The sequence below is a fragment of the Actinomyces ruminicola genome (genome assembly GCF_900103885.1).
Lineage (GTDB): Bacteria > Actinomycetota > Actinomycetes > Actinomycetales > Actinomycetaceae > Actinomyces > Actinomyces ruminicola.
Map to the genome: position 1 here is coordinate 14,112 of NZ_FNIM01000015.1, position 21,087 is coordinate 35,198.

23 protein-coding genes are annotated in these 21,087 nt (G+C 70.4%); 10 read left to right on the forward strand and 13 right to left on the reverse strand.

Annotation, left to right across the window (positions count from 1 at the left end):
• The first annotated feature begins 67 nt into the window (after window positions 1-67).
• Genes BLR49_RS10565 through eccCa form a run of 4 tightly spaced genes read left to right on the forward strand, consistent with a single transcriptional unit; the run spans window position 68 to window position 6,643 of the window.
• Window positions 68-388, forward strand: coding sequence for a hypothetical protein (locus BLR49_RS10565; RefSeq protein WP_092537409.1), 321 nt, complete (start codon window positions 68-70; stop codon window positions 386-388).
• The gene (locus BLR49_RS13885) at window positions 385-1,692 is read left to right on the forward strand and encodes an EsaB/YukD family protein (protein WP_092537411.1); all 1,308 of its coding nucleotides are present in this window, start codon (window positions 385-387) and stop codon (window positions 1,690-1,692) included. The genes BLR49_RS10565 and BLR49_RS13885 overlap by 4 nt, the downstream gene beginning before the upstream one ends.
• Window positions 1,689-2,645, forward strand: a complete 957-nt coding sequence (locus BLR49_RS10575) for a hypothetical protein (protein ID WP_092537413.1) — start codon at window positions 1,689-1,691, stop codon at window positions 2,643-2,645. The genes BLR49_RS13885 and BLR49_RS10575 overlap by 4 nt, the downstream gene beginning before the upstream one ends.
• Complete coding sequence (eccCa, locus tag BLR49_RS10580; RefSeq protein ID WP_092537415.1) at window positions 2,642-6,643, forward strand: type VII secretion protein EccCa; 4,002 nt, start codon at window positions 2,642-2,644, stop codon at window positions 6,641-6,643. Before BLR49_RS10575 ends, eccCa begins: the two co-directional genes overlap by 4 nt.
• A gap of 32 nt (window positions 6,644-6,675) precedes the next feature.
• On the opposite strand, the gene BLR49_RS10585 is transcribed toward eccCa, so the two are convergent.
• The 7 genes from BLR49_RS10585 to BLR49_RS10615 form a co-directional block, all read right to left on the reverse strand.
• Window positions 6,676-7,119 (reverse strand): magnetosome magnetite crystal formation protein family, encoded by a 444-nt coding sequence (locus BLR49_RS10585; protein ID WP_092537417.1) that lies wholly within the window; start codon window positions 7,117-7,119, stop codon window positions 6,676-6,678.
• A 134-nt stretch (window positions 7,120-7,253) separates the two neighbouring features.
• On the reverse strand, window positions 7,254-7,694 hold the full coding sequence (locus BLR49_RS10590) for a hypothetical protein (RefSeq protein ID WP_245690615.1): 441 nt from the start codon (window positions 7,692-7,694) through the stop codon (window positions 7,254-7,256).
• A 445-nt stretch (window positions 7,695-8,139) separates the two neighbouring features.
• Window positions 8,140-8,640: a hypothetical protein gene (locus tag BLR49_RS13750; RefSeq protein WP_245690616.1), complete on the reverse strand. Its 501-nt coding sequence runs from the start codon at window positions 8,638-8,640 to the stop codon at window positions 8,140-8,142.
• 43 nt (window positions 8,641-8,683) lie between these two features.
• Entirely contained in the window at window positions 8,684-11,056 is a 2,373-nt protein-coding gene (locus BLR49_RS10600; RefSeq protein WP_176765854.1) for a DNA/RNA non-specific endonuclease, read from the reverse strand.
• Window positions 11,057-11,117: 61 nt separating this feature from the next.
• A complete protein-coding gene (locus BLR49_RS10605) occupies window positions 11,118-11,489 on the reverse strand; it encodes a DUF6507 family protein (protein WP_092537423.1) in 372 nt (123 codons plus the stop codon).
• A 5-nt stretch (window positions 11,490-11,494) separates the two neighbouring features.
• A complete protein-coding gene (locus BLR49_RS10610; protein ID WP_092537425.1) occupies window positions 11,495-11,806 on the reverse strand; it encodes a pore-forming ESAT-6 family protein in 312 nt (103 codons plus the stop codon).
• A 102-nt stretch (window positions 11,807-11,908) separates the two neighbouring features.
• Window positions 11,909-12,244, reverse strand: a complete 336-nt coding sequence (locus BLR49_RS10615) for a hypothetical protein (protein ID WP_092537427.1) — start codon at window positions 12,242-12,244, stop codon at window positions 11,909-11,911.
• A 295-nt stretch (window positions 12,245-12,539) separates the two neighbouring features.
• On the opposite strand from BLR49_RS10615, the gene BLR49_RS10620 reads away from it, so the two are divergent.
• The 6 genes from BLR49_RS10620 (at window position 12,540) to BLR49_RS10645 (ending at window position 17,090) form a co-directional block, all read left to right on the forward strand.
• Window positions 12,540-13,655 carry a DUF6177 family protein gene (locus BLR49_RS10620; RefSeq protein ID WP_092537429.1) on the forward strand — a complete coding sequence of 372 codons (1,116 nt, stop codon included), beginning with the start codon at window positions 12,540-12,542 and terminating at the stop codon, window positions 13,653-13,655.
• Window positions 13,656-13,696: 41 nt separating this feature from the next.
• A complete protein-coding gene (locus tag BLR49_RS13105; RefSeq protein WP_143013751.1) occupies window positions 13,697-14,254 on the forward strand; it encodes a hypothetical protein in 558 nt (185 codons plus the stop codon).
• Between the two features lie 4 nt (window positions 14,255-14,258).
• Complete coding sequence (locus tag BLR49_RS10630) at window positions 14,259-14,906, forward strand: LytR C-terminal domain-containing protein (RefSeq protein WP_092537433.1); 648 nt, start codon at window positions 14,259-14,261, stop codon at window positions 14,904-14,906.
• Between the two features lie 79 nt (window positions 14,907-14,985).
• Window positions 14,986-15,333 carry a DUF4190 domain-containing protein gene (locus BLR49_RS10635; RefSeq protein ID WP_092537435.1) on the forward strand — a complete coding sequence of 116 codons (348 nt, stop codon included), beginning with the start codon at window positions 14,986-14,988 and terminating at the stop codon, window positions 15,331-15,333.
• Window positions 15,334-15,470: 137 nt separating this feature from the next.
• Window positions 15,471-16,211 (forward strand): glutamine amidotransferase-related protein, encoded by a 741-nt coding sequence (locus tag BLR49_RS10640; protein WP_092537437.1) that lies wholly within the window; start codon window positions 15,471-15,473, stop codon window positions 16,209-16,211.
• 90 nt (window positions 16,212-16,301) lie between these two features.
• Entirely contained in the window at window positions 16,302-17,090 is a 789-nt protein-coding gene (locus BLR49_RS10645; RefSeq protein ID WP_092537496.1) for a Sir2 family NAD-dependent protein deacetylase, read from the forward strand.
• Between the two features lie 85 nt (window positions 17,091-17,175).
• Here BLR49_RS10645 and BLR49_RS10650 read toward each other — a convergent pair whose 3' ends face one another.
• From BLR49_RS10650 to BLR49_RS13325, 6 genes are all read right to left on the reverse strand, one after another.
• Complete coding sequence (locus BLR49_RS10650) at window positions 17,176-17,862, reverse strand: NAD(P)H-binding protein (RefSeq protein WP_092537439.1); 687 nt, start codon at window positions 17,860-17,862, stop codon at window positions 17,176-17,178.
• Between the two features lie 42 nt (window positions 17,863-17,904).
• On the reverse strand, window positions 17,905-18,636 hold the full coding sequence (locus BLR49_RS10655) for a glutamine amidotransferase (protein ID WP_092537441.1): 732 nt from the start codon (window positions 18,634-18,636) through the stop codon (window positions 17,905-17,907).
• Window positions 18,637-18,705: 69 nt separating this feature from the next.
• Window positions 18,706-19,518, reverse strand: coding sequence for a nucleoside phosphorylase-I family protein (locus BLR49_RS10660; RefSeq protein ID WP_092537443.1), 813 nt, complete (start codon window positions 19,516-19,518; stop codon window positions 18,706-18,708).
• 134 nt (window positions 19,519-19,652) lie between these two features.
• Window positions 19,653-20,189: a hypothetical protein gene (locus tag BLR49_RS10665; RefSeq protein ID WP_092537445.1), complete on the reverse strand. Its 537-nt coding sequence runs from the start codon at window positions 20,187-20,189 to the stop codon at window positions 19,653-19,655.
• Entirely contained in the window at window positions 20,182-20,370 is a 189-nt protein-coding gene (locus BLR49_RS10670) for a helix-turn-helix transcriptional regulator (protein WP_092537447.1), read from the reverse strand. Before BLR49_RS10670 ends, BLR49_RS10665 begins: the two co-directional genes overlap by 8 nt.
• 137 nt (window positions 20,371-20,507) lie before the next feature.
• A complete protein-coding gene (locus BLR49_RS13325) occupies window positions 20,508-20,930 on the reverse strand; it encodes a hypothetical protein (RefSeq protein WP_092537449.1) in 423 nt (140 codons plus the stop codon).
• Window positions 20,931-21,087 lie beyond the last annotated feature (157 nt).

Here is a 21,087-nt window from a genome sequence, read left to right on the forward strand (position 1 = left end):
GCCGCACCGCCCGGAGCCGGCCTCACCGGAACCGCCCGCGAGGCTGCCGCCCACCCGAGGAGCGCCCGTGCCGCGTGAGAACGAGCAGGCGGTTCTCGATTCCGCCCGCGTGCACCACGCCCGCCTGCGTGACGCGCTCGAGCGCGGTCGCGTCCCCGGCAGGAGCCGCGCCCAGGCGCCACGGCTGATCGCGTCACTGGTGGTCGCGGCCCTGGCGTGCAGCGGCTGCGTGGGCTACGCCTACATCTCCACGCACCTGGAGTCACTCCGCAACCCCTCGGGCAGCAGCGTCTCCACCGACAGCGCCACAGAACACGCCACAGACGCGCCCGCTTCAACCCAGCCAACGGATGCAGCGGCGCAGGCAACCCAGGAAGCAGAGCAATGATCCCCTACACCCGCATCACGCTAGTGGCCGACCGGTCACGAGCCGAGCTGGTACTGCCCTCCACCGAGCCGGTCGGCGCCCAGATGCCGACGCTGCTGTCCCTGCTGGGCGACCAGTCCGGCCGCTCCGGCGCCCCGACGGCGACGCACCTGGTGCGCACCGACGGCCGTCTGGTGGACCCCGAACTGGACCTGGTCACCCAGGAGGTCCTGGACGGCGAGGTCCTGCGCGTGGTGGCGGACGACGAGATCCCGCCGCCCGCACGCGTGTCCGACCTCAGTGAGGCCATGGCAGACCTCACCGAGGCGCACCCGGGCCGGTGGCGGCGCACGGACCGGCCGCTCGGAGTCGGCATTCTCATCGGCGTCCTGACCGCGCTCGCCGTCTGGCCCCAGCTCCAGGGGCTGACGCCGACGGCGCACACCTGGGTGGCGCTGACGGGTCTGGCCCTGCTCTTCGCCGTCGCCGCGCTCCGGCGCAGCGGCATCGGCCCGGTCGGCGTCGACGTCCTCGGAATGTGCCTGCTGCTGGGACTGCTGGCGGCGCAGGGCCTCACCCTGGCGACGACGGGGACCGGGCCCGGAGCACTCGCCGCGCTCGCCCTGCTGCTGCTGACCACGGCCGCCCTGGGGCTGGCAGGCGGACGCCTCGGCTGGAGCACCGGTGCCGCCGTCGGACTCGGTGCCGAAGGCGCCTGGATGCTCATCGCCGCCCTGTCCCCCACCACGAAGCTGGCCCACGGCCTCCTGGCGGTGCTCGCGCTGATACTCGCGGGCTGTCTGCCGTGGATCGCGCTGGTGGTCTCCGGGGCGGCCCGACTGGACGACACCGCCTTGACCGGGGTGCTGCCGCCGCGGGACCGGGCCCGCCGCAGCCTGACCGCCGCCCACGACTCACTGCTGGTCTCCTGCCTGGTGGCGGCCGCGGCCCTGGCGTGGGCGACGGCGAACCTGGCGCGGCAGGACGATCCGTGGGGGCGCTGGCTGGCCGTGGCCGTCGTGATCGCGGCGGCGCTGCGCTCGCGCGCCTTCCCCCTGCGGGCGGAGGTCATCGCCCTGTGGCTGGCCTGCCTGCCGGCGCCGCTGATGCTGGCCTCGCCGCTGCCCTGGTCGCAGCGCGCCGCACTGCTGGCCGTCGCCGTCCTGGTGCTGGCGGCCGCGTCCCTCTACCAGAGCGCCGACCAGACCCGCGTGCGGCTGCGGCGCCTCGGCGACCTGGCGGAGACGGCCGCCACCGTCGCCACGTTGCCGCTGCTGTGCGGCCTGGATGGACTCTTCGCCCACCTGCTGGGGCTCTTCTCATGAGCGCTCCCGCCCGCCTCCGTCCCGGAGCAGGCCGCGACGGCGCCCGTACCGATTTCCTGCGCCGCCCGCTCGACCTGTGCGCCCTGGCCCTCACCGGCGCGGCCGCCTGGCGCCACGCCGCTGCGCACACGCAGCAGGCCCTGGTGCAGCCGCTGCCGTTGACCTGTCGCATCGCCGTGGTCCCCACCGGGCGGGCCTGCGGGGCCACCACCGTGGCCCTGCAACTGACCGGGGCGCTGACCCGCTCCCGGCGCGCGCCCGCGCTGGTATTGTCCGCCTCCCCCGGCACCGACGCCGCCGCCGACCGGCTGCCCTTCTCCCGTCGCTGGCCCCTGGAGGAACCCGTTCCCACCGCGGTGCCGCCGGCGGAGCTCGGCCCCGCCCTGCGCGGCTCGGCCGGCTGCGGGCCCGACGGCCTGACCTCCTGCCTGCGGCTGGTGCCGGCGGAGCCGGGACTGCCGCCGACCTGGCACCGGGCGCGGCGCGAGCTCGGGCACTTCTTCGACACCTGCGTGACCGAGTTCGGTCCGCTGACCCACGCGGAACTGGCCGAGATCGCGCCGCTCCACCACGCCCTGGTGCTCGTGACCCCGGCGCGGCGCCGGGAGGTGGAGCGCGCCCGCGCGCGCCTGCGCCGGCTCGCCGAGGCCCTCACCGGGCACCCGGCCGACGCCGCAGTAGGCGCAGTCGGCGCGGTAGGTGCAGAGCCCGCCGCCCTGCCCGCGGGGACGAGGCGCGGCAGGCCGCCCGTGGTGCTGCACGCCGTCGTCGCCACCGCGCCCGGGCATCCGCTCATCCCGCGCCTGGGCCCGGACGAGATCCTGGTCCCCTACGACCCTGCGCTGCGGCGGCCCGGCCCCACGCCCCTGCGGCGCCGCACCGCCGTCGCCATCGCCGCCCTGGCGGCCCGCGCCGTGGATGCGGCCGCCCGGACAGCACGAGGTGAGGCATGATCCGCACCGTCCACCGCCCCGGGCGTCTGCACCGCCCGCTGGAGCTGCCCGAACCGGCCGTCGTGCCCGCGCCCCCGCAGCTGGCCGACACCGGTGCGGGGCAGGGACTCCCCTTCCAGATGCTGCTGCCGCTGGCCGGCGCGGGCTCATCCATGCTCATGATGACCCTGCTGCGCTCCAACCTGATCTTCGCGATCCTCGGCGCGGTGGTGATGCTGGTGACCGTGATCGGCATGCTCGCCGCCACTGTGTCCCGGCGCAACGGGCAGGCCCGTCAGCGCCGGGAGCGGCGCGAGCGCTATCTGGACTCGCTGGCGGATGCCGCAGCCGCCCTGGAGGCGACCGCCGGGCAGCTGCGTCAGCGCGCCTACCGGGCCCACCCCGCGCCGCAGGCGCTCGCCGCCTGGGCCATCTCCCCCGAACGGCGCTGGGAGCGGCGACGCACCGACGGCGACTTCCTGCGCCTGCGGCTGGGCACCGCCGACCTGCCCCATCCGCTGGCGGCCATGCCGCGCACGGAGGCCGTCGCCCAGGCCGATCCCCTGCTGGTGCAGGAGGCGCGGGCCCTGGTGGACAACTACGCGGTGCAGTACGCCATGCCCGCCGCCATCGATCTTGACGCCGCCGGCGAGGTGTCGCTGATCGGCCCCCGGGAGGCCACCCGCGCCCTGGCCCGCACCCTGCTGGTGCAGGCGGCGGTCCACCACGCCCCGGAGGATCTGCACATCGCGCTCGCCTACGACCAGTCCGTGGCCGAGGCGTGGGAGGGCGTGGCCCGGCTCCCCCACCTGCGCGTTCACGGCGCCTTCGACGGCCCGGTGGCCATGCGCCGGGTGGGGGCGGACCAGCAGGACCTGGAGCGCGTGCTGCGTCCCGAGATCGCCGCCGCCGCGAAGGCCGCCGCCCAGGTGGCGCGCATAGGGACGGGAGGCGGGCAACGTCGTCGCACCCGGCTGCTCGCCGTCGTCGACGCCGAGGGACCTGCCCGGTCCTTGACGATTCCCGACGCCTCCCTGCGGGCGCAGGACGTGGGCGCCACCGTCGTGCACCTGGTCACCGACCGCTTGGACGAGCCCTCCGACCCGTCGCTGCGGCTGACGGTGCGCGAAGACGGCACGGTGCTCGTGGAGGACCTGCGTCCGGCCCGCGACGCCTCGGGAAGGATCGACCACGCCGCCGCCCCGATCCCGCCCACCGTGGTGACTCCCGACGAGCTGGGTCCGGCGGCCGCGGAGGGCGTGTGCAGGGCGCTGGCGCCGCTGTCCCTGGGGGCGGCCGCCGAGCGGGAGGTGGAGGACGCCTCCGCCACCCCGCTGGCCGACCTGCTCGGGGTGAACGACCCCAGGAGGATCGACGTGCCCGCCGCCTGGCGGCCCCGCTCGGCCCGCGACTTCCTGCGGGTGCCGCTGGGCACCGACGACAACCACGAACTGGTGCTGCTGGACCTGAAGGAGTCCGCCCAGCTGGGGGTCGGGCCGCACGGGCTGTGCGTGGGCGCTACCGGCTCGGGCAAGTCGGAGCTGCTGCGCACCCTGGTGACGGCGCTCGCCGTCGGCCACGGGCCGGAGGACCTGTCGATGATCCTGGTCGACTACAAGGGCGGCGCCGCCTTCGCGCCCTTCGCCTCCCTGCCGCACGTGGTCGGGCTGATGGACAACCTGGCCGACGACGCCGGGCTCATCGAGCGGGCGCGCGCCTCGATCGCCGGCGAGGTGGTGCGCCGGCAGAAGCAGCTGCGGGACGCCGGCTCCTCCCCCAACATCGCCCACTACCGGCGGCTGCGCGAGGAGCATCCGGAGATGGCGCCCATGCCGCACCTGTTCGTCATCATCGACGAGTTCGGGGAGCTGCTGACGGCGAATCCGGACTTCGTGGACCTGCTGCTGACGATTGGGCGCATCGGCCGGTCCATAGGCGTGCACCTGCTGCTGTCCAGCCAGCGCATTGAGGGCGGCAAGCTGCGCGGCCTGGACACCTACCTGTCCTACCGGATCTGCCTGCGCACCTTCACCGAGGGCGAGTCCTCCACGGTGATCGGGGTGCCGGACGCCTTCCACCTGCCCGCCTCCCCCGGGTACGGGTACCTGAAGGTGGACACCAGCGTCTTCACGCGCTTCCGGGCCGGCTATGTCTCCGGACCGGTGGAGGAGGTGGAGGCCGAGCCCGCCCCCGCCGAGCGCGAGGAGCAGGTGCCGCTGCTGCTGCCGGTGCACAACGGCCTGGAGGCCGAGGAGCCGACGGCGGCACAGGCCGTCGTCCCGGAGGGGCACACCACGAGGCGGACGGTGGTGGACGCCGTCGTGGCACAGCTGAGCCGGGCCGCTGAGCCCATGCCGCCGGTGTGGCTGCGGCCGCTGCCCGCCCGGCTGCCGCTGACAGACGTGTTGGGCGGGTCGCTGCGGCGCGACGCCGTCGGGCTGCGGGCGCCCGCCCCGCCCGGCCCCGGGCCCAGGGTGCCGGTGGGGCTGGTGGATGATCCCGCCCGGCAGCGGCAGCAGCCGTGGCTGCTGGACCTGACTGTGGGCGGCGGGCACGTGGCCGTGGTCGGGGCGCCGCAGAGCGGCCGCACCACCTTCCTGTGGACACTGGCCACTGCGGCCGCGCTGACGAGCGGACCCGACCGGCTCGCCTTCTACGGGGTGGACGCCACCGGCGGCGGGCTGTCGCGACTGGTGGCGCTGCCGAATGTGGGCGGCGTGGCCACGCGCGGGGACCGGGAGCGCATGCGCCGCGTGCTGGAGGAGGTGGTGGCGATGCTGGATCAGCGCGAGCAGGTGCTGGCGGCGCGCCGTATCGACTCCCTGGAGGTGCTGCGCGCCCGGCACGCCGCGGGGGAGCTGCCCGAGCTGGCCAGCGCGGACGTGGTGCTGCTGGTGGACGGACTGGGCCTGCTGCGCTCGGACTTCCCGGAGCTGGAGGACCCGCTGGATGAGGTTCTGCGCCGCGGCGGCGGTTTGGGGGTGCATGCGGTGATGACGCTGTCGCGCGGGAACGATCTGCGCATGTCGCAGCAGTCGCTGGTGGGCACCCGTCTGGAGCTGCGGCTGAATGACCCGGCTGATTCGCTGGTGGCCCGCAAGCTCTCGGCCACGCTGCGGGCGGATACGCCGGGCCGGGTGCTGCGCACGGACAAGCTGTTCGCCCAGGTGGCGCTGCCGGTGGTTGAGGGCGCCGACCTGTCCGAGGGCGTCGGCGCGGCCCTGCAGGTGCTGGCGGAGGAAGTGGGCGCGGCCTGGTCGGGGCCGTTGCCGGCGCCGGTGCGGCTGCTGCCGGAGAGCATCGACCCGGCGGACCTGCCCGACGGCGAGCAGGAGCCGGAGCTGCTGCCGCTGGGGCTGTTCCAGGACACGATGACCCCGATCAACCTGGACCTGACCGGCCGGGACCCGCATCTGCTGGTGCTGGGCGATCCGGGCTGCGGCAAGAGCACGGTGCTGCGCGGCGTGATCGAGTCACTGGTTGAGCGGTACACGCCGGACGAGCTGGTGGTGGCCGTCTACGACGTGCGGCGGACGACGGCCGGGGCCTGCCCGGAGGCCTTCCTGGGTGGGCATGCGACCTCGACGGCGCTGGCCGGCGGGCTGTCGGCGTCGATCGCGCAGGAGCTGCAGCGCCGCTCCGATGCCCTGGCGGCGGGTGAGGCGGCGGACGGGCCGCGGATCGTGCTGGTGGTGGACGACTACGACATCCTGTCCTCGGGAGGCAACGGGCCGCTGGGGCCGATCATCCCGTTCCTGTCCTCGGCGCGGGATCTGCGCCTGAATGCGGTGCTGGCCCGGCCGGTGGCCGGGGCGTCACGGGCCCTGTACGACCAGCTGCTGCAGGCGCTGCGGGACACCGGCGCCACCGGCCTGATCATGGACGGCGATCGCGGCGAGGGGGCGCTTATCGGCGGGGTGCGGGCGGAGCATCTGCGGCCCGGGCGCGGTTGGTGGGTGCGTCGCGGCCGCAAGCCCCGCCTGGTTCAGGTCGGCGACTTCACGCCGACCGGCGAGTGAGCTTCATGCCGACCCGCGGCCGGAGTGCCCGGCTACTTGATGAAGGGGATGCCGCGGAAGGGCACGACCTTGCCACGGCTCGCCCGGACGCCGAAGGCGATGCAGATGATCACGTGGAACAGGGAGATGAGCATCCAGGCCAGCCCCAACGCGCCCCATGGAAAAAAACCACCCGAATCGGCAGGCAGCACTTCAATCAGGGTGAGGAAAAAACCACCCGGGAAAATAAGCGTAGCCAGCAGGTAGTTGATTCCCCAGCTGGCGGCGGCGGTGCCGTTGGTGCGCATGGGCTCGGGCCGCCTCCTACAACGCAAGCCGACGGCGATCATAGCGATGGACGCAACAATGGACCCGAGCCCGGGAATCATCATGAACACGATCAGCCCCATGCACCACGCATACGCGTCGGTCGGCCGGGGCCGCGCCTGCGGGTAGTACGGCCCGCCGTCGGGCGGGGGCGGCACCTGCTGCGGCATCCCGGACGGAACCGGGTACGGCGCCTGGGGTGCCGAGTGTGGGCCGCCATGCACGGGCTGCCCCGGCACTGGCGGGTACGAAGCCTGCTGCTGGGGAAACTGCGGAGAACGGGGATAGTCAGGGTAGGGGCTGCTCACTGGCTCTGCTTCATCCAGTCCGGCATCGCCTTGGGGTCGCGGGGGAACAGCTGAAGCTCTTGGGCGACGTCCTCGGGTGTGTAGGGCGGGTTGAGGACGGGCTCGTGGTCGTAGTCGAAGTCGGAGACGAGCTGGTAGTCCTGCTTGTTCATGGTGAACACGCCCTTGGTCCAGGCGCCGCCGCCGGGCCGGGCCATGGCGATGCGCACCTTGACGGCGGGCTCGACGACCTCCCTGGGGACGATGTTGTCCTCCCAGCCGCCCCGGCGCATCAGCCCGGAGGAGCGCAGTGCCCGGCTGCGCACCCCGGCTCGGGCACCTACGGCCTGCACCTCAATGGACATCTCCTCCACGTGGGCGGAGCGCATCCAGCGTACGCAGGCGTCTGAGAGCGCCTCAACGGCCTGCATCTGTGCTTCGAAGGACCACTCGGTCATGAGTTCCTGCCTCTACTCTGCTCGGGTCAGACTGGCATCGGCGTTTACCAAAACGACACTACCGCGAACGACGACGCACCGCAGCCCCGAGCGGGGTTGCACGCGTCACGCTCGTCCGAAACGATTTCCGAGCTGCGTTCCAGCCGCTCCGGGGCGAGCTTGTGTCCGGGACCGGTACAAACGACTCCTGGACACCTGGCACCTGCGCAGAAGTCGTTGAAATCACGCGGTTTCGCTTCCGCCGACGACGCTCACGGTCCGAGGGCGCGTGGCCGTGGAGGCGTGTGCGCCTGGAGCGCAGTCACAATCTATGACAAACACCGTCTACACCCGCCGGAGCCAATCCGGCGCCCGCATGATTCCACCGTTTCCTCCCAGGAAGTCAACGCCCCCGGGCGTGTTTGTCATAGATTTGGACACACCAGGATTCCGCCGCCGCTTCAGCTCACTGGCCGCGCTCCTGCTCACGCTTCCGACGACGCGCCTCACGACGACGAGCATTACGGGCCTTGCGCTTCTCATACGCCGCCGCACGCTCAGCCAGCCACTCCGGAATATACTCAGGATCACGCGGATAGATGTCCAGCTCAATCGCATACTCGCCAGCACCCGCCGGCACCGAGCCAAAGTCCGGCTCACGCATCCAGTCACACTCCTGATGCAACACCCCATCAGAAGCATCCATCCACAACCGACACCACGTCCACGCACCCCGACCAGGAACAACCTGCGCAGCCCTCAGTTTACCCTGCGGCGAACTGAGTTCCCACGGAATCCTCGCAGATTCCTTTTCATCGCCTCGCAGCAACCATGCAGTATTTCGCTGGGTGAGACCTATGCCATTAGTCTCAATTTCCGCTCGATCGCTTTGTGTCGTCTCGAGCCACATCCGGAACTCGCCCTCAATACGAGAGAATAGTTGCCCGCCACTAGCTGCCATTTCCACTCCGTCCTCCTGTTTTCAACCGCGTCGCCGACCTTATAATCGATTATTCTCTGTTCACGAATTTCTTCTGTTCCTGCAAGCCATTCTGTTCTTTCCAACTGACGGTAAACTCCGTCGGTACTCTGTCCACCGGGTTCACGTCCCCCAGCCTACTAACGGAGTCCGCGTTGGCCGGCGGCCCGTCGTACTCGATACGTATGTCAATGTCCCGGTAGTCGCCAGGGTTGTCAGCAATCTTCTTCTCCAGCTCGTAGAAGCTACCCGGATGATTACCGTTCACCGACTCCCGCATCGGCACCACGTTAATGTCCTCCGGCGGACCACCAAACCGCTTACCGGTAAGATGACCACCCTGGAAGCCCCCACCCAGGCCGTCCCCGTAGTGACCGATCCGCCGCTGAGCCGCCTTCGACTCATACACCCCATCAGGACCAACCACATCCAGGCGATCCACCTGAAGACGCACCGTACGACCCCACTCATCAGTCGTATAGTGGAACTTCCCATCCACCGTATACGTCGCATTCGGCAACGGGTCCTTCAAATCCGGATTCATCGTAGTGGAGGTCCTGCCCAGCCACGTCTGCCGCTGCACCGCGGAGTCCGCCTCCACATGCACAATCTCCCCGGCATCATCGGTGTAGTACTTCCCCCGGCCCTCCACCTCGTAACAGGTGTTCGGGTCCAGGTCCACACCCTTGCCGAAGGGCTTCGTAGCCTTCGGCGCCAGCGGACTGTCGGCATCAACCTTCACAGACCGCTCGGTGCTGGGCCGGTGCTCCTGGTTGAATGCATCCTTGTCCGGGTCGTAGTCCGGCGTGCGCTGCCCGGCATCGGGCGAGTCCTTCACGTCCGGTGAATCCGCCCCATCCGGCGCCTCACCAGCGGGACCCCTGCCACCATCGGGAGCCGCATCGCCGTCAGGCGTCCACTGCGACGCATCAGGTGTATCCGCTTCGGGGGAGCGCCCGTCCGGACTCACGTCCCCATCGGGACTCCTACCACCGTCGGGCGTCGCATCGGCATCAGGTCTACGACCGCCCTCCGGCACGTCACCCCCATCACCACCGCGGGCATGCGGCGCATCGGGCGCATCAGGAGCAGCGTCCACCTCCGGGGTACGCCGCGCACCCGGCGCGTCCACGTCGCTACGGCCCAGATCAACCCCATCCAGATCCGGACTCTGGCTGGTCCCGTCCGAATGAGCCCGTGGGTTCCGATGGCCGCCGTCAACGTCAACGTCCACATCAGGCAGATCGGTACGGGCATCAACATCCACATCCGGGAAGCCACTCGTCGTACCCCTCTGCCACGGCAGATCAAGACCAGTAAAGTCCAGATCAACCTTGCTCACCACAACCTTGGTGATCTTGCCCAACGTCGCATCAACCACCATACCCAGCGGGTCCATGTAGTTCAGCACCTTGCCCGCCACAGCAGCCCAACGCGCGGCCCTACCCGCCTTCGAGGCACCGGAAGTGACCTTGGTGGCGATGCCCAAGCCCGGAATCAGCACCGACGCCAAATTGAAGGTGGCACCACCCAAACAGCGGGCCGGGTCCTCCTCCCAAACGTCCCAGCACAGGAATCCCTTGGCGGTCTCCTTCCAGGCGTTCCCGAAGGTTTCCCGCTGCGCACCTTGGAACTGTCCGTCCTCGTCCCAGGTGAGCCCGATCAACATGCCCAGCCCCCGCCAGGTGGCCGTCCGCCGGTCGTCATCGCGTGTGAAACCGTTGGAGCCCTCGAACTCAACCCCGCCCAGGTTCAGCACGCCGTTGACCATGCCGCCCAGCCCCTCGCATACGAGCCCGTCCCACAGGAAGCGCTTGACGGCTACTCCAGCCTTCTTCGGGCAGGCGTCCTGGCGGTCCACCGGACTGCCCCAGGGCATGCCCTCGGTGCCCTCGGGAATATCCGAGTAGCCGTAGCCCAGCTCGTCGTCATCCCCCGTGGGGTCGGCGTGGTACCCCTCCAGGCCGTCCAGGGCCCGAATGCTGTTGGCGCAGGTTCGCTCAGCGTCCCACATGTCCACCTGGATGCCGTTGGCAGTGGTGATCAGGCCGTTGTTCTCATCGACCAGGTCCTGGTCGTGGTCCCACTCCGGGTTGTCCTTGATCTTCGCCTTGAAGGCCAGCGCGTTCGTCCTCAACGTCTGCGCGCGCGCCTTGATGCCGGACATCGACTCCGCAAAGGTGGACAGGTACCCGGCCATGCTCTCCAGCGCAGTGGCCAGCGTGTCGGTGTCCGTCGCCACCGGGTCCATGGCCGCATACAGGGTCTCCTGCTCGGGGGCCTTGTACACGTTCTGGATGCCGGCCCACTTGGTCTTAACGTCCGAGCCGGAGGTACGCAGGTCACCTGCCTTCGTCTCCAGGTTCGTCGCCGCGGTGCTCAGCGAGTCGACGTCGAAGTCCACGGCAGGGATCTTCGTCTCATCAAAGGGAGTAGCCATAGGATCAATTCACTGCGTCGGGGTATCACGTGGCCTGGCGCTGGAACTCCAGCGCGGACGCCTCATCGTGCTGCTGGTAGGCGTTGACCGCCTTGACGGTGTTGTTCAGCACGTTGCTGATCGTGGTGGTGATGGACTCGAAGTCGGACTTGTGCGTATCGAACCAGTCGACGATGGCACTGGCCACGAGCGCTGACTGCATGAGCTCCTCCCCGTTGGAGTTCGTGCCCATGCCGCTGGCCTCGGTGCACGGGGTTATCGCGTTGTTCAGTTCGGTGCCGACGCCGTTCAGGGCGGTGGTGAAATCGCCCTCCTGCCCCGGGGTGGAGTCCACCAGCGTCTGCTCCTCCGACAGCACCTGCGCCACGCCGTCGGGGTCAATATCCCATGACGACACCGCCGTCAGCCGATCTCATCCACGGCCTGGCGGGCGCGCTGCAGCGTTGACTGGGCGCCCTCATCCGTGGTCTGCATCGACTGCCGCAGCGTGGCGATTATCCCCCGCACCTCGCCGGCGGCGTTCTTCCAGCGCAGCTCCTTGGCCTGGTACTCGTCCGAGACGCCATCGGCCTGGTACTGGGACATGGCGGCCTTGACGTCGCTGTCGCGCTGGTTGATCAGGCTCTCAAGCCGGGACGCCACCCGCTCGAAGTTGGACTGCACCTCCTGCGAGGCGCCGACGTCGTAGGAGCGCTTGTCGATCTGGTTGGCCATACTCGTCCCCTCCTTGAGGACACAACTCATAAACTCGTGGAAATCTTGTTGATTCAGTTCCGCTGCGCCCGCGCAGGAAATAGGCCGCACGGGCCGGGCGCGTCAGCGGCCGGAGCTGAAGCGCGCGGAGTCGAAGCTCACCGAGCCCTCGGCGGCGCGGGTGGAGTCCACCATCTCCTGCTCACCCTGCATGAATGCGGTGTCCATGCCGCGGATACCGCCCAGCACCGCGGCGAGTGCGCCGTTCAGCTCCGCGGAGACCTCATCCGTGCGGGCCTTGAATCCGTCGAAGGCGGCCCGCCCACTGCCGTTGAAGCGGCCCTCCAGCGGCTCCGCCGCCGCCACCAGCTCCTTGACCAGCGCGCCCAGATCCTCGTTGGAGGAGGAGGTCTGCTTGGTCAGCGTCGTCAGCGTGGACGCACCCATGTCGAACTTCATACGTTGTACCCCTCAGGAAGGAATCTATTGCAGGTGTCACGCAGCCCGCTATGGGCAACTATTCGGGACCGCGGCGGCCGCCTCGGCAGCCACGCCGCACAGCGTGGCACTCCGCCGTCAGTCACGCAAGAGTAACGTCTACCGCGAGTCGGTCCGTACCCTACGGGACCGTACCGACCTCGGATCGAAGGCCGGCCCGACGCGCCGCACCGCGCAGACCGCCTCCACAGCCAGCCCGAGGTCCACCACAACCAGTCCCTACAACCGGTCCCCCAGGAAGGAGCCACGCCCGCCCATGCCCCGCGGAACATTCACCCGGCCCGGCGCACCCCGGGCCGAGCGCCCCACCTTCAAGATGACGCACCCGATGCTCGACGCCCAGATCGGCAACCGCGCCAGAATCACCCGGCTTCCCGGCCCCGTCGTCGCCCTGACCGAGCCGCTGGCGGACCTGCTGCACCGCACCGCCGGAGGCTCCCAACGGACCATCCTGGTGGTCCCCGAGCACAGCGCCGTCACTCCCGCCTTCGACCGCCTCACCGACGCCACCGGCACCATCGTGCTCGTCCAGGAGGACGCCACCTACCGCGAGCTGCGCTCCGGCCGCCTGATCTCGCAGCTCTCGCAGACCCTCGAGGTTCTGGACCAGCCACAGCTGAAGGTGTCCCCGCGGCACATGGTGCAGCGAGACGTCCGCCCCAATCTCACCGTCTCCATCTCCGCCTATCACCCCGCCCGGCGCACCACCCGGCTCGGCGGCGTCGTAGAGCTGGTCGCTGAGCACCTGCTGCCCGACGCCGAGCTTTCCTGGGGCGGCTACGAGCCTGCCGGCGCATTCTGGGACCGCGACGCCCTGACCGACTTCTGCCGCAGGCACATGCCCACCATCCACCTGGTGCTGGCCGGCCACAGCGACCACGGCACCCTCACCGGCACCATCACCGTCTCCCGCACCGACAACGGGCTGGAGGAGTATGTGGAGCTGAGCCTCGCCGGGGCCACGCCGGCCACCGCATACCGCGACCGGGCCACGGCCCTGTTCCGGACCCTGTCCACCGATGCCAAGCCGCAGTTCGCGCTCGCCATGCGCACCTACGCCCGCGCCGACACCTCCCTGCCCGTCACCATGCGCCGCCCGCCCACTCCCCTGGCGGTGCTCATGGGCGCACCGGGCATGCGACAGCTCGGCGCCGACGCCGCACAGGTGGCCTCCGCCCACGGCGGCGAGGCGACCGGCTACGGACGTCGCCGCGGCCTGCTGGTGCCGCTCGAGTCCAATTTCGACGCCGACTGGCAGCCACTCCTAGACCTCGTTCGCACCCTGGACGGCGACGCCGGGAACGTGAGCCGGGCCCTCGGGGTGGACAGTGGGACCTTCACCGCCCGCGGGTCAGCCGCACCGCGTCCCTGACCCGCCCCGCACACCTCGACTCGCGACCTGGAGGAGCAGCAGTGCCCCGCATTATCACCGCCGTCACCCAGGAGGTGCCGGAGGTGCTGGACGTCGTCAGTCTGGCACTCGCCCGCGACACCACCGCCACCTACGCCCCCACCGCGGACGACGCCGCCGTGGCCGTCTTCACCGAGTTCTCCGACCGGCGCCCCAGCCTGGAGATCGTGCGGCCCACCCTGGTTGCCGACGCGCGCGAGCTCCGGCGCGTGCTGCAGGTGGACTTCCCCCCCGTACTGGGAGCCGCCGTACGTCGTCAACCAGTTCCTGGTGCCCTGGGAGGAGCGCTGCGACGTGTTCACCCAGGTGCCCATCGACGTCGCCGTCATGTTCCAGGGATTGGCGGTCAGCGAGGGATCGATACTGCCGGTGGCGAACCCCTGGTGGTGGCGGATCACCGAGGCCGGTCGGTGGACGCCGACCCGCGCCGCCCGCGAGCAGTGGTGGCGTGCCACCACCGGCAGGCCGTTCGAAGGACACGGCGCCCACCGATGACCCCGCTCGACCCGACGACTCGGCGCTACCAAGGCACCGAGGGCCCGAACCGTCCACTACCCTGAGCACGTGAGCTCCTCCGCCGACCCCAACGCCGAGTACAGGCGCCGTCTCAAGCACCGGCAGACGATCGTGATCGGCGGTGTGCTGACGGTGATGGCCGCGGTGACCGTCGTCTGCCTCATGGTCTGGAGCGGCATACTCCCAGCCCCCTACGACCCGGGATTCTCCGCCGCGGAGGATGACACCGCCAACCTGGTGCAGCCCTGCCCGCCCGCCGACGCCACCACCGCGGAGATCACCTCGATCCCCGTGAACGTCTACAACGGCACCGACACCACGGGACTGGCCGGCGGCGTCGCCGACACCCTCGAAGACGCCGGACTCACTGTGAACAACACGGCCGACTGGCCCAAGGGCGACTACTCCGGCGAGGTGCAGCTGACCACTTCCAAGGCCGGACTGGCCAACGCCTACACGCTGGCACACGTGTTCACCGGCTCCGTGATCGTGCAGATCGACGAGACGCAGGACGCCAACGACCCCACGGTCAGCGTGGTGCTGGGTGACCAGTACTCCACCGGCATCCTCTCGGTGGAGGAGATCGGCCAGCTCAAGGCCGGCGAGACCATCTCCGCCCCCACCGGCTGCGTAGCGGCCACCACCGTCCCCGAGGCGACCGACTCCGCCGAGGACGCCGAGAACGCCGACGGATAGCCGTCCGGAGGCCGAGCCCACCAGGGCCTGGCGCGCAGATGCCCAAGCCGCCCCGGCCCATACGTGGCACGATGGCGTCATGAGCGCCGAGCAGCCCGACGTCGTCGACCCCACCCGGATCGTGCCGGCTGACTTCGTGTTCCCGGGGACCGAGCAGCTCGACCCGCGCGAGGTCTTCGCCGGGCCCGGCTACCAGGCCCCCCGGCAGCGCACCGAGCCCGCCGCCGTCGCCGCCCTCGTGTGCGCCGTGCTCAGCCTCATCCCCGGCCTGGGCCTGCTCGCCCTCGGCCTGGGCATACTGGCGCTGCGGCGCCTGCGCAACAGCTATGACACCGGCCACGGCCAGGCCTGGTTCTCGGTCGTCGTCGGCGCCGCGGCCACCATCGGCTGGCTGTGGCTGTGGTGGATTGTCGCGCAGACCACCTGACCCCGCCGCCTGCGCACGCGTCGGCACAGCGTACCGGCGGCATCCCGCGGGCGCCCCGGTACACCCTCACCGACGGGTGGGGCGCCCCACCCGGCCGTGCCGCGCTCAGCGGTCACGAAAACCCGTATGGTAATCGCGTGAAGCCCTTCATCATGGTCTCGACGCGTCCCGAGCTTGAAGCCGCGCAGAACGAATACGACTCCTTCCTCGCCCAGGGCGGGCTCCAGCCGGAGTACCTCCAGCACTTCCTGCTCGAGGAGGTCGACCTGTCCGACTCCTTCGCAGCGGCGGACGTGTCCGGAGTGTTCATCGGCGGCAGCCCCTACGACCTCTCGACGCCGGAGTCCGCCAAGACGCGTACCCAGCTGCGCGTGGAGGAGCAGGTGCGCGAGCTGCTTGCCCTTGCCCTCAAGGAGGGGGTGCCCGTGCTCGCCACCGGCTTCGGCCTGGAAGTGCTCGCCAGTTACCTGGGCACCCCCACCTCGCGTGAGTTCGGAGAGCAGCTCGGCACCGCGGACGTCTACCTCACCGCTGAAGGACGCGAGGACCCGCTGCTGGAGGGCATGCCGCAGACCTTCAGCGCCTTCGTCGGTCACCACGAGGGCGCCGTCGACGTGCCGCAGCACGCCACCCTGCTGGCCAGTTCGGCGGACTGCCCGGTGCAGATGATCCGGGTCGGCAAGTCCGTTTACGGCACCCAGTTCAACCCCGAGCTCGACGCCGAGCGCTTCGCCCAGCGCGTCTCGGTCTACTCCGACGCCGGCTACGGCGACCCCGGCCTGGTGGACAACATCCTGGCGGAGGCTCGCAGCTCGCAGGAGCACGTAGCGGGCCAGGTCATCCGCAACTTCGTGACCCACTTCGGCCGCGAGGCGTAGAACCACCCAGCACTCCGGAATCCAAGCTCCCATCAGGATCGGTCGTGACAACACGTGACGCAAGCAGCCGTTGAGGCCGTCGCCGAGGTGATGGCCGACCGCCGCACACTCGCCGTCACCGGCGCCGGCATCTCCACTGACTCCGGCATCCCCGACTACCGGGGCGTGGGCACCACGCCGATCGAGCCGGTCGACTTCCAGCAGTTCGTCACCGACCCGGTCTGGTACAAGTGGGTGTGGGCCCGCAACCACGCCACCTGGCGGCTCCTGGATCCGCTGGTCCCCACCCCGGGGCATGTGGCGCTGGCACAGTTGGAGGAGGCCGGGCTGCTGACCGGCGTGGCCACGCAGAACGTCGACCGGCTCCACTCCCGGGCCGGGCAGCGCACGGTGTGGGAGCTGCACGGCGCCTATGACCGGGTGGTGTGCCTGAAGTGCGGGCGCATGACCTCCCGCGCTGACCTGGACACGCGTCTGACCGCCCTGAACCCCGGCTATCCGCGCGAGTCCGACCCGGCCCGCGTGGCCATTACTCCGGAGGCCGATCGCGCGGCCGCCGAGGCCTGTGACTTCACCCCGGCCGTGTGCGAGGAGTGCGGCGGCCTGCTCAAGCCGGACATCGTCTTCTTCGGCGAGGGGCTGCCCGCGGCCATGGACGAGGCGATGCGGGCAGCCGGGCACTGCGACGTCGTGCTGGTGGCCGGCTCCAGCCTGGCGGTGCTGACCGGCCTGTGGATCGTGCGGCAGGCCCTGGCGAGCGGCGCCGAGCTGGTGGTGATCAACCGCGGCCCGACGGCGGTAGACGAGCTGGCCACGGTGCGCGTGGAGGGCGGTACCAGCGAGTTCCTCGCCCCGCTGGCCGACCGGCTCAGCGGCTGAGTCTCCACCCGACGCCGAACCGACGTGCCGCCCGTCATCCCCACAGCGGGGGCGACGAGCGGCAAGCTCAAACCGGACGGCTAGGTCAGCTGTCCAGGTCGGCGAACTCGGCCGGTACCTCGGCAATCGCCTCGGCGATGGGGGTCTCGCCGTCGCGGAAGGGAATCACCTTCCCGATGCTGGCGGGCTCGGCGAGCACCGCGGCGATGACGGCGGCGACGTTGGCCCGCGAGGTCGGCGCCTGCGCGGCGTCGCCCTCGCGCCCCAGGCCGATCCGGCCGGTCGGCTCATCGAGGGTCAGCAGGCCGGGGCCGACGATCGTCCAGTCCAGGTCGGAGGCGACCAGGTGGCGGTCGGCGGCGAGCTTGGCCATGGCGTAGGTGCGCAACGGATGCTCGGCCGGAACCGGGTCCTCGCCGTGCGAGCCCGCGAAGGAGACCATCACGTAGCGGGGCACGGAGGCGGCCCTGGCGGCCTCCATGGAGCGAATCGCGGCGTCGCGGTCGACGGCCGTGGTGCGCTCGGGGCCGCCCTTGCCGCCGGCCCCGGCGGACCAGACGACGGCGTCGGCCCCGGCAAAGGCGGCGGCGAGCTCCTGCTGGCTGGCGTCCTCGACGGACACGACCAGCGGGGTGGCGCCGGTGGCCTCTACGTCCTCGGCCTGCGCCGGGTCACGGATGAGGGAGACGACGTCGTCGCCGCGCTGCACCAGCAGCGGGGCGAGCAGCAGCGCGACCTTGCCGTGGCCGCCGACGATGACGATGCGGGACATGGTTGAACCTTCTTCCGTTGAGGCAAGCGCTTCAGGCCTGCTTCAACGAGCGTAACGCGCCACGAAGTTGGACAACACCTTCCAGGAGTCGGACACGTCCTGGCGGCGCACGTCCTCCTGGACCTCGCTGAGGCGCGCGTCGTCGAAGTAGCCGTGGCCGGAGTAGAAGGACAGGCGGTGGGCCAGGTAGTCACCATCCAGCTCGGGGTGGAATTGGGTGGCGTACAGGTTGGTGTGCATCCGCAGCAGCTGCACGGGGCAGGACGCCGCGCTGGCCAGCACGACCCCGCCGGCGGGCGGCACCGTGACGGCGTCGGTATGGGCCACGAAGGCGGGGAAGGCCGCCGGCATGCCCGCACACAGGGGATCCTCGCGCCCGGCCGCGGTCAGCTCAACCTGCGGGTAGGAGACCTCCTCCTTGTAGGTGCCATCCACGACGCCGCCCTGGTGGCGGGTGAGCAGACCCAGTCCGTAGCAGGCACCCAGGAAGGGGAAGTCCGCGTCCAGCAGCCGGGTGACCAGCCCGTCCAACTCGGCCTCGACACGCAGCTGCACCGGGCTCTTGCGCGCTTGCGGGGTGGAGACATTGAAGGGAGAGCCGCCGACGATAATGCCGGACCAGTCCGCCAGATCGATCTCCGGCATGGGCTGGGCCTCAAGGCGGTGGCGAATCAGGGAGGACTCGTCGAGTCCGGTGCGCAGCAGGAAGGCCTCGTATTCGGCGTCTGCGGGCTCGTCGTCGGCGCGGGCGGCCAGCATGAGGAAGGGTTTCACGAGGCAGAGACTATTTCCTGCCGTGGAGCTGTTCACCCCTTTGTCTCACGCATCACTCACTGCTGTCGGTTACAGGGAGGCCAACAGCTCCTCCACCGCGGCCAGGACGACGTCGGGGGCGGGAGCCTGCTGGAAGGCGGCGGCTGTCGGCGCGGCGGCGCGGCGCCCCGCGGCACGTCGTTCGGAGCCCGCGGCGGCATCGATGTAGGCCAGGCCGGTCACGCGCACCCCGCGGGAGGCCAGGGCCATGGCCTCGGCCACCGTGTCATTTACGACGGCGTCGGCGCCGAGAGCCGCCAGTACGCCGGCCTCGGTGGGGCTCGGCCGCACCGGCCCGGGGGTGAGGGCGGCGACGCCGGGGCCACGCACGCCGTCGAGTCCGGCCAGAGCCGCCGCAAGACTCTCATCCCAGGCGGCCTCCAGGGGTGCGGTTGCGGGGAACAAGGGGGAGCCGGTCAGGTTCAGGTGATCCCCGATGGCGAGGAAGTCGCCCGGGGCGGAGCCGCCGAGGCTCGTGGCGCGGGTCACCAAGAGTGCGGCGCGCACACCGGCACCGGGCGCGATGCGGGCCAGGGCGGTGGTGCGCCGCGCGGGCACGCCCTCGAAGAGGCTGGTGCGGCCGCGCGCCACGAGTACCCCGCGGCCGTCGCGGTCGTAGGAGCACAGGGCGTCCTCCTGGCCGATGCCCCCGGGGGCGGACACGCCGGGCAGGAAGGACAGGCGCACGCGCGAGGCCGGGCGCCCCCAGGCCTCGTCCAATTCAGTCAGCAGCGAGGGCTCGGAGATCACCAGGAGATCGTGGCGCTGCCGGCCGGTGGCCAGGACGATCGAGGCGCCGTCGGGGTCTTCCTCCCATACTCCAGCTGTCGGCTGTGTGGCCACGGGTGCTCCCTCTTGCTTGTCGCGTTCGTCGTACTCGTCCAGCTAGAGAGCCTACCCGGCCCACCCCGGAACCGGGTCCGCCCAGGGGATGAAACCAGAGCGTGAGGTGCGCCGAGTCGGCGTATGTGGCCCGGTCACATGGTGCGTTCGTAGTAGAAGCGCGAGCCGTACAGGGCGATGATGTTGACCCACAAGGCGATGATGGCGGCCGTGCCCAGCTCCAGCTCAACACCGAATAATGCGACGATCACCGCGCCCAGGACCAAGATCCAGTCCACCTTGCCGGTCAACGCCCAGGCCGACTTCCAGATGAGCTCGTCGCGCTCGTCCTGGATGCCGTCGAGCGCGCGTGAGTAGGAGCTGCCGCCACGCCGCCGCACCCACCAGCCGATCAGCCAGAAGGCGCAGATCGCCATAGTCACACCGGTTACGTAGCCGCTCAGAGGCTCCGCCTCACGGTGCTCGGGATCGCGCAGCCAAGCGAACGTGAGGATTATCAGCAGAACGGCGGAGCAGGCCATGGCGAGCATCCGCACCTTACGTCGACGGGCTGCCTTGGCCGGCTGCGGGTTACTCGCCGCGGGGGTGCGTGCGTCATCGCCTTTCGGCGTATTGCGGTCGTCGGGGGTGTCGGCGGCGGGCGTGCTGGCGTCGTCGGGCAGGTCAGGCATGGAAGATCTCCTCGACTGTTTTGCCGAAGTAGCGGGCGATGGCGATGGCCAGCGGGAGCGAGGGGTCGTAGCGCCCCTTCTCAATGGAGTTGATGGACTGCCGGGACACCCCGACGGCCTCGCCCAGCTGCGCCTGCGTCAGCCCCTTGGCCTCGCGCAGCGCGCGCACGTCGTTATCCATCGGGCTCTCCTTGGTCGGTCCTGCCCGATCGTATCGAAGGCCCGCGTGATGGGCGGAGTCAAGCGCCACTCGTTCCGCCCCGACTCTCGACTGCCACGGCCTGCTGCGTGCGGCCTGGTTCCTGCCGCAGAACAGGTTCACGCCTCGCCCTCACCGGTTGCCTCGCCCCGAGTAGACATGATCGTCGCATTTCCGGCGACGCTCACAAGAAGCACCACGATTGCCGCGGCCCCGAGCACCAGACCCCCGGCATCCGACTCAATCCTCTGAGCCACCACGCTCAGGCCCATGCCAATCGGGAGCAGGGATGTCCATAGACCAACCATCGCGGGGCTCTCCATGGACACCGGCGCACCGCCCGCACGGTGCCGCACCCGGCGGCGGACGAGCCCATAGGCCGCTGCCACCGCCGCACTACCTGCGACCAGTCCGAAGAAGATCCCGAGCAAGGAGGAGCGAGAAGCGGGGAAAGCGCCGGCAATGACGACGCCCGCCAGGAGCACCGCGGCGGCAATGACGAGCAGACGGGTCTTCAGCGTTTGCGAGACTAACCAGCTCATGGTGGTGTCCTTTCCGAGCGATGTTCTTGCAGAAGTGGGCGAAGGAGCCCCCGAACCAGCCGGGGCGGAGACGCCGCCGGGGCGCCGGGCCCGGGGCGGACGCCGCCAGCAGCAGATGTCAGGCACCCTTGACATGGCTAGCATGCTTGACACGCTC

Coding starts and splice junctions, on each gene's coding strand:
- BLR49_RS13885 (WP_092537411.1), top strand. CDS start 385: ATGATCCCCTACACCCGCATCACGCTAGTGGCCGACCGGTCACGAGCC.
- BLR49_RS10575 (WP_092537413.1), top strand. CDS start 1,689: ATGAGCGCTCCCGCCCGCCTCCGTCCCGGAGCAGGCCGCGACGGCGCC.
- eccCa (WP_092537415.1), top strand. CDS start 2,642: ATGATCCGCACCGTCCACCGCCCCGGGCGTCTGCACCGCCCGCTGGAG.
- BLR49_RS10585 (WP_092537417.1), bottom strand. CDS start 7,119: ATGCCGCAGCAGGTGCCGCCCCCGCCCGACGGCGGGCCGTACTACCCG.
- BLR49_RS10590 (WP_245690615.1), bottom strand. CDS start 7,694: ATGACCGAGTGGTCCTTCGAAGCACAGATGCAGGCCGTTGAGGCGCTC.
- BLR49_RS10610 (WP_092537425.1), bottom strand. CDS start 11,806: ATGGCCAACCAGATCGACAAGCGCTCCTACGACGTCGGCGCCTCGCAG.
- BLR49_RS10615 (WP_092537427.1), bottom strand. CDS start 12,244: ATGAAGTTCGACATGGGTGCGTCCACGCTGACGACGCTGACCAAGCAG.
- BLR49_RS10620 (WP_092537429.1), top strand. CDS start 12,540: ATGCCCCGCGGAACATTCACCCGGCCCGGCGCACCCCGGGCCGAGCGC.
- BLR49_RS10635 (WP_092537435.1), top strand. CDS start 14,986: ATGAGCGCCGAGCAGCCCGACGTCGTCGACCCCACCCGGATCGTGCCG.
- BLR49_RS10645 (WP_092537496.1), top strand. CDS start 16,302: ATGGCCGACCGCCGCACACTCGCCGTCACCGGCGCCGGCATCTCCACT.
- BLR49_RS10650 (WP_092537439.1), bottom strand. CDS start 17,862: ATGTCCCGCATCGTCATCGTCGGCGGCCACGGCAAGGTCGCGCTGCTG.
- BLR49_RS10665 (WP_092537445.1), bottom strand. CDS start 20,189: ATGCCTGACCTGCCCGACGACGCCAGCACGCCCGCCGCCGACACCCCC.
- BLR49_RS10670 (WP_092537447.1), bottom strand. CDS start 20,370: ATGGATAACGACGTGCGCGCGCTGCGCGAGGCCAAGGGGCTGACGCAG.
- BLR49_RS13325 (WP_092537449.1), bottom strand. CDS start 20,930: ATGAGCTGGTTAGTCTCGCAAACGCTGAAGACCCGTCTGCTCGTCATT.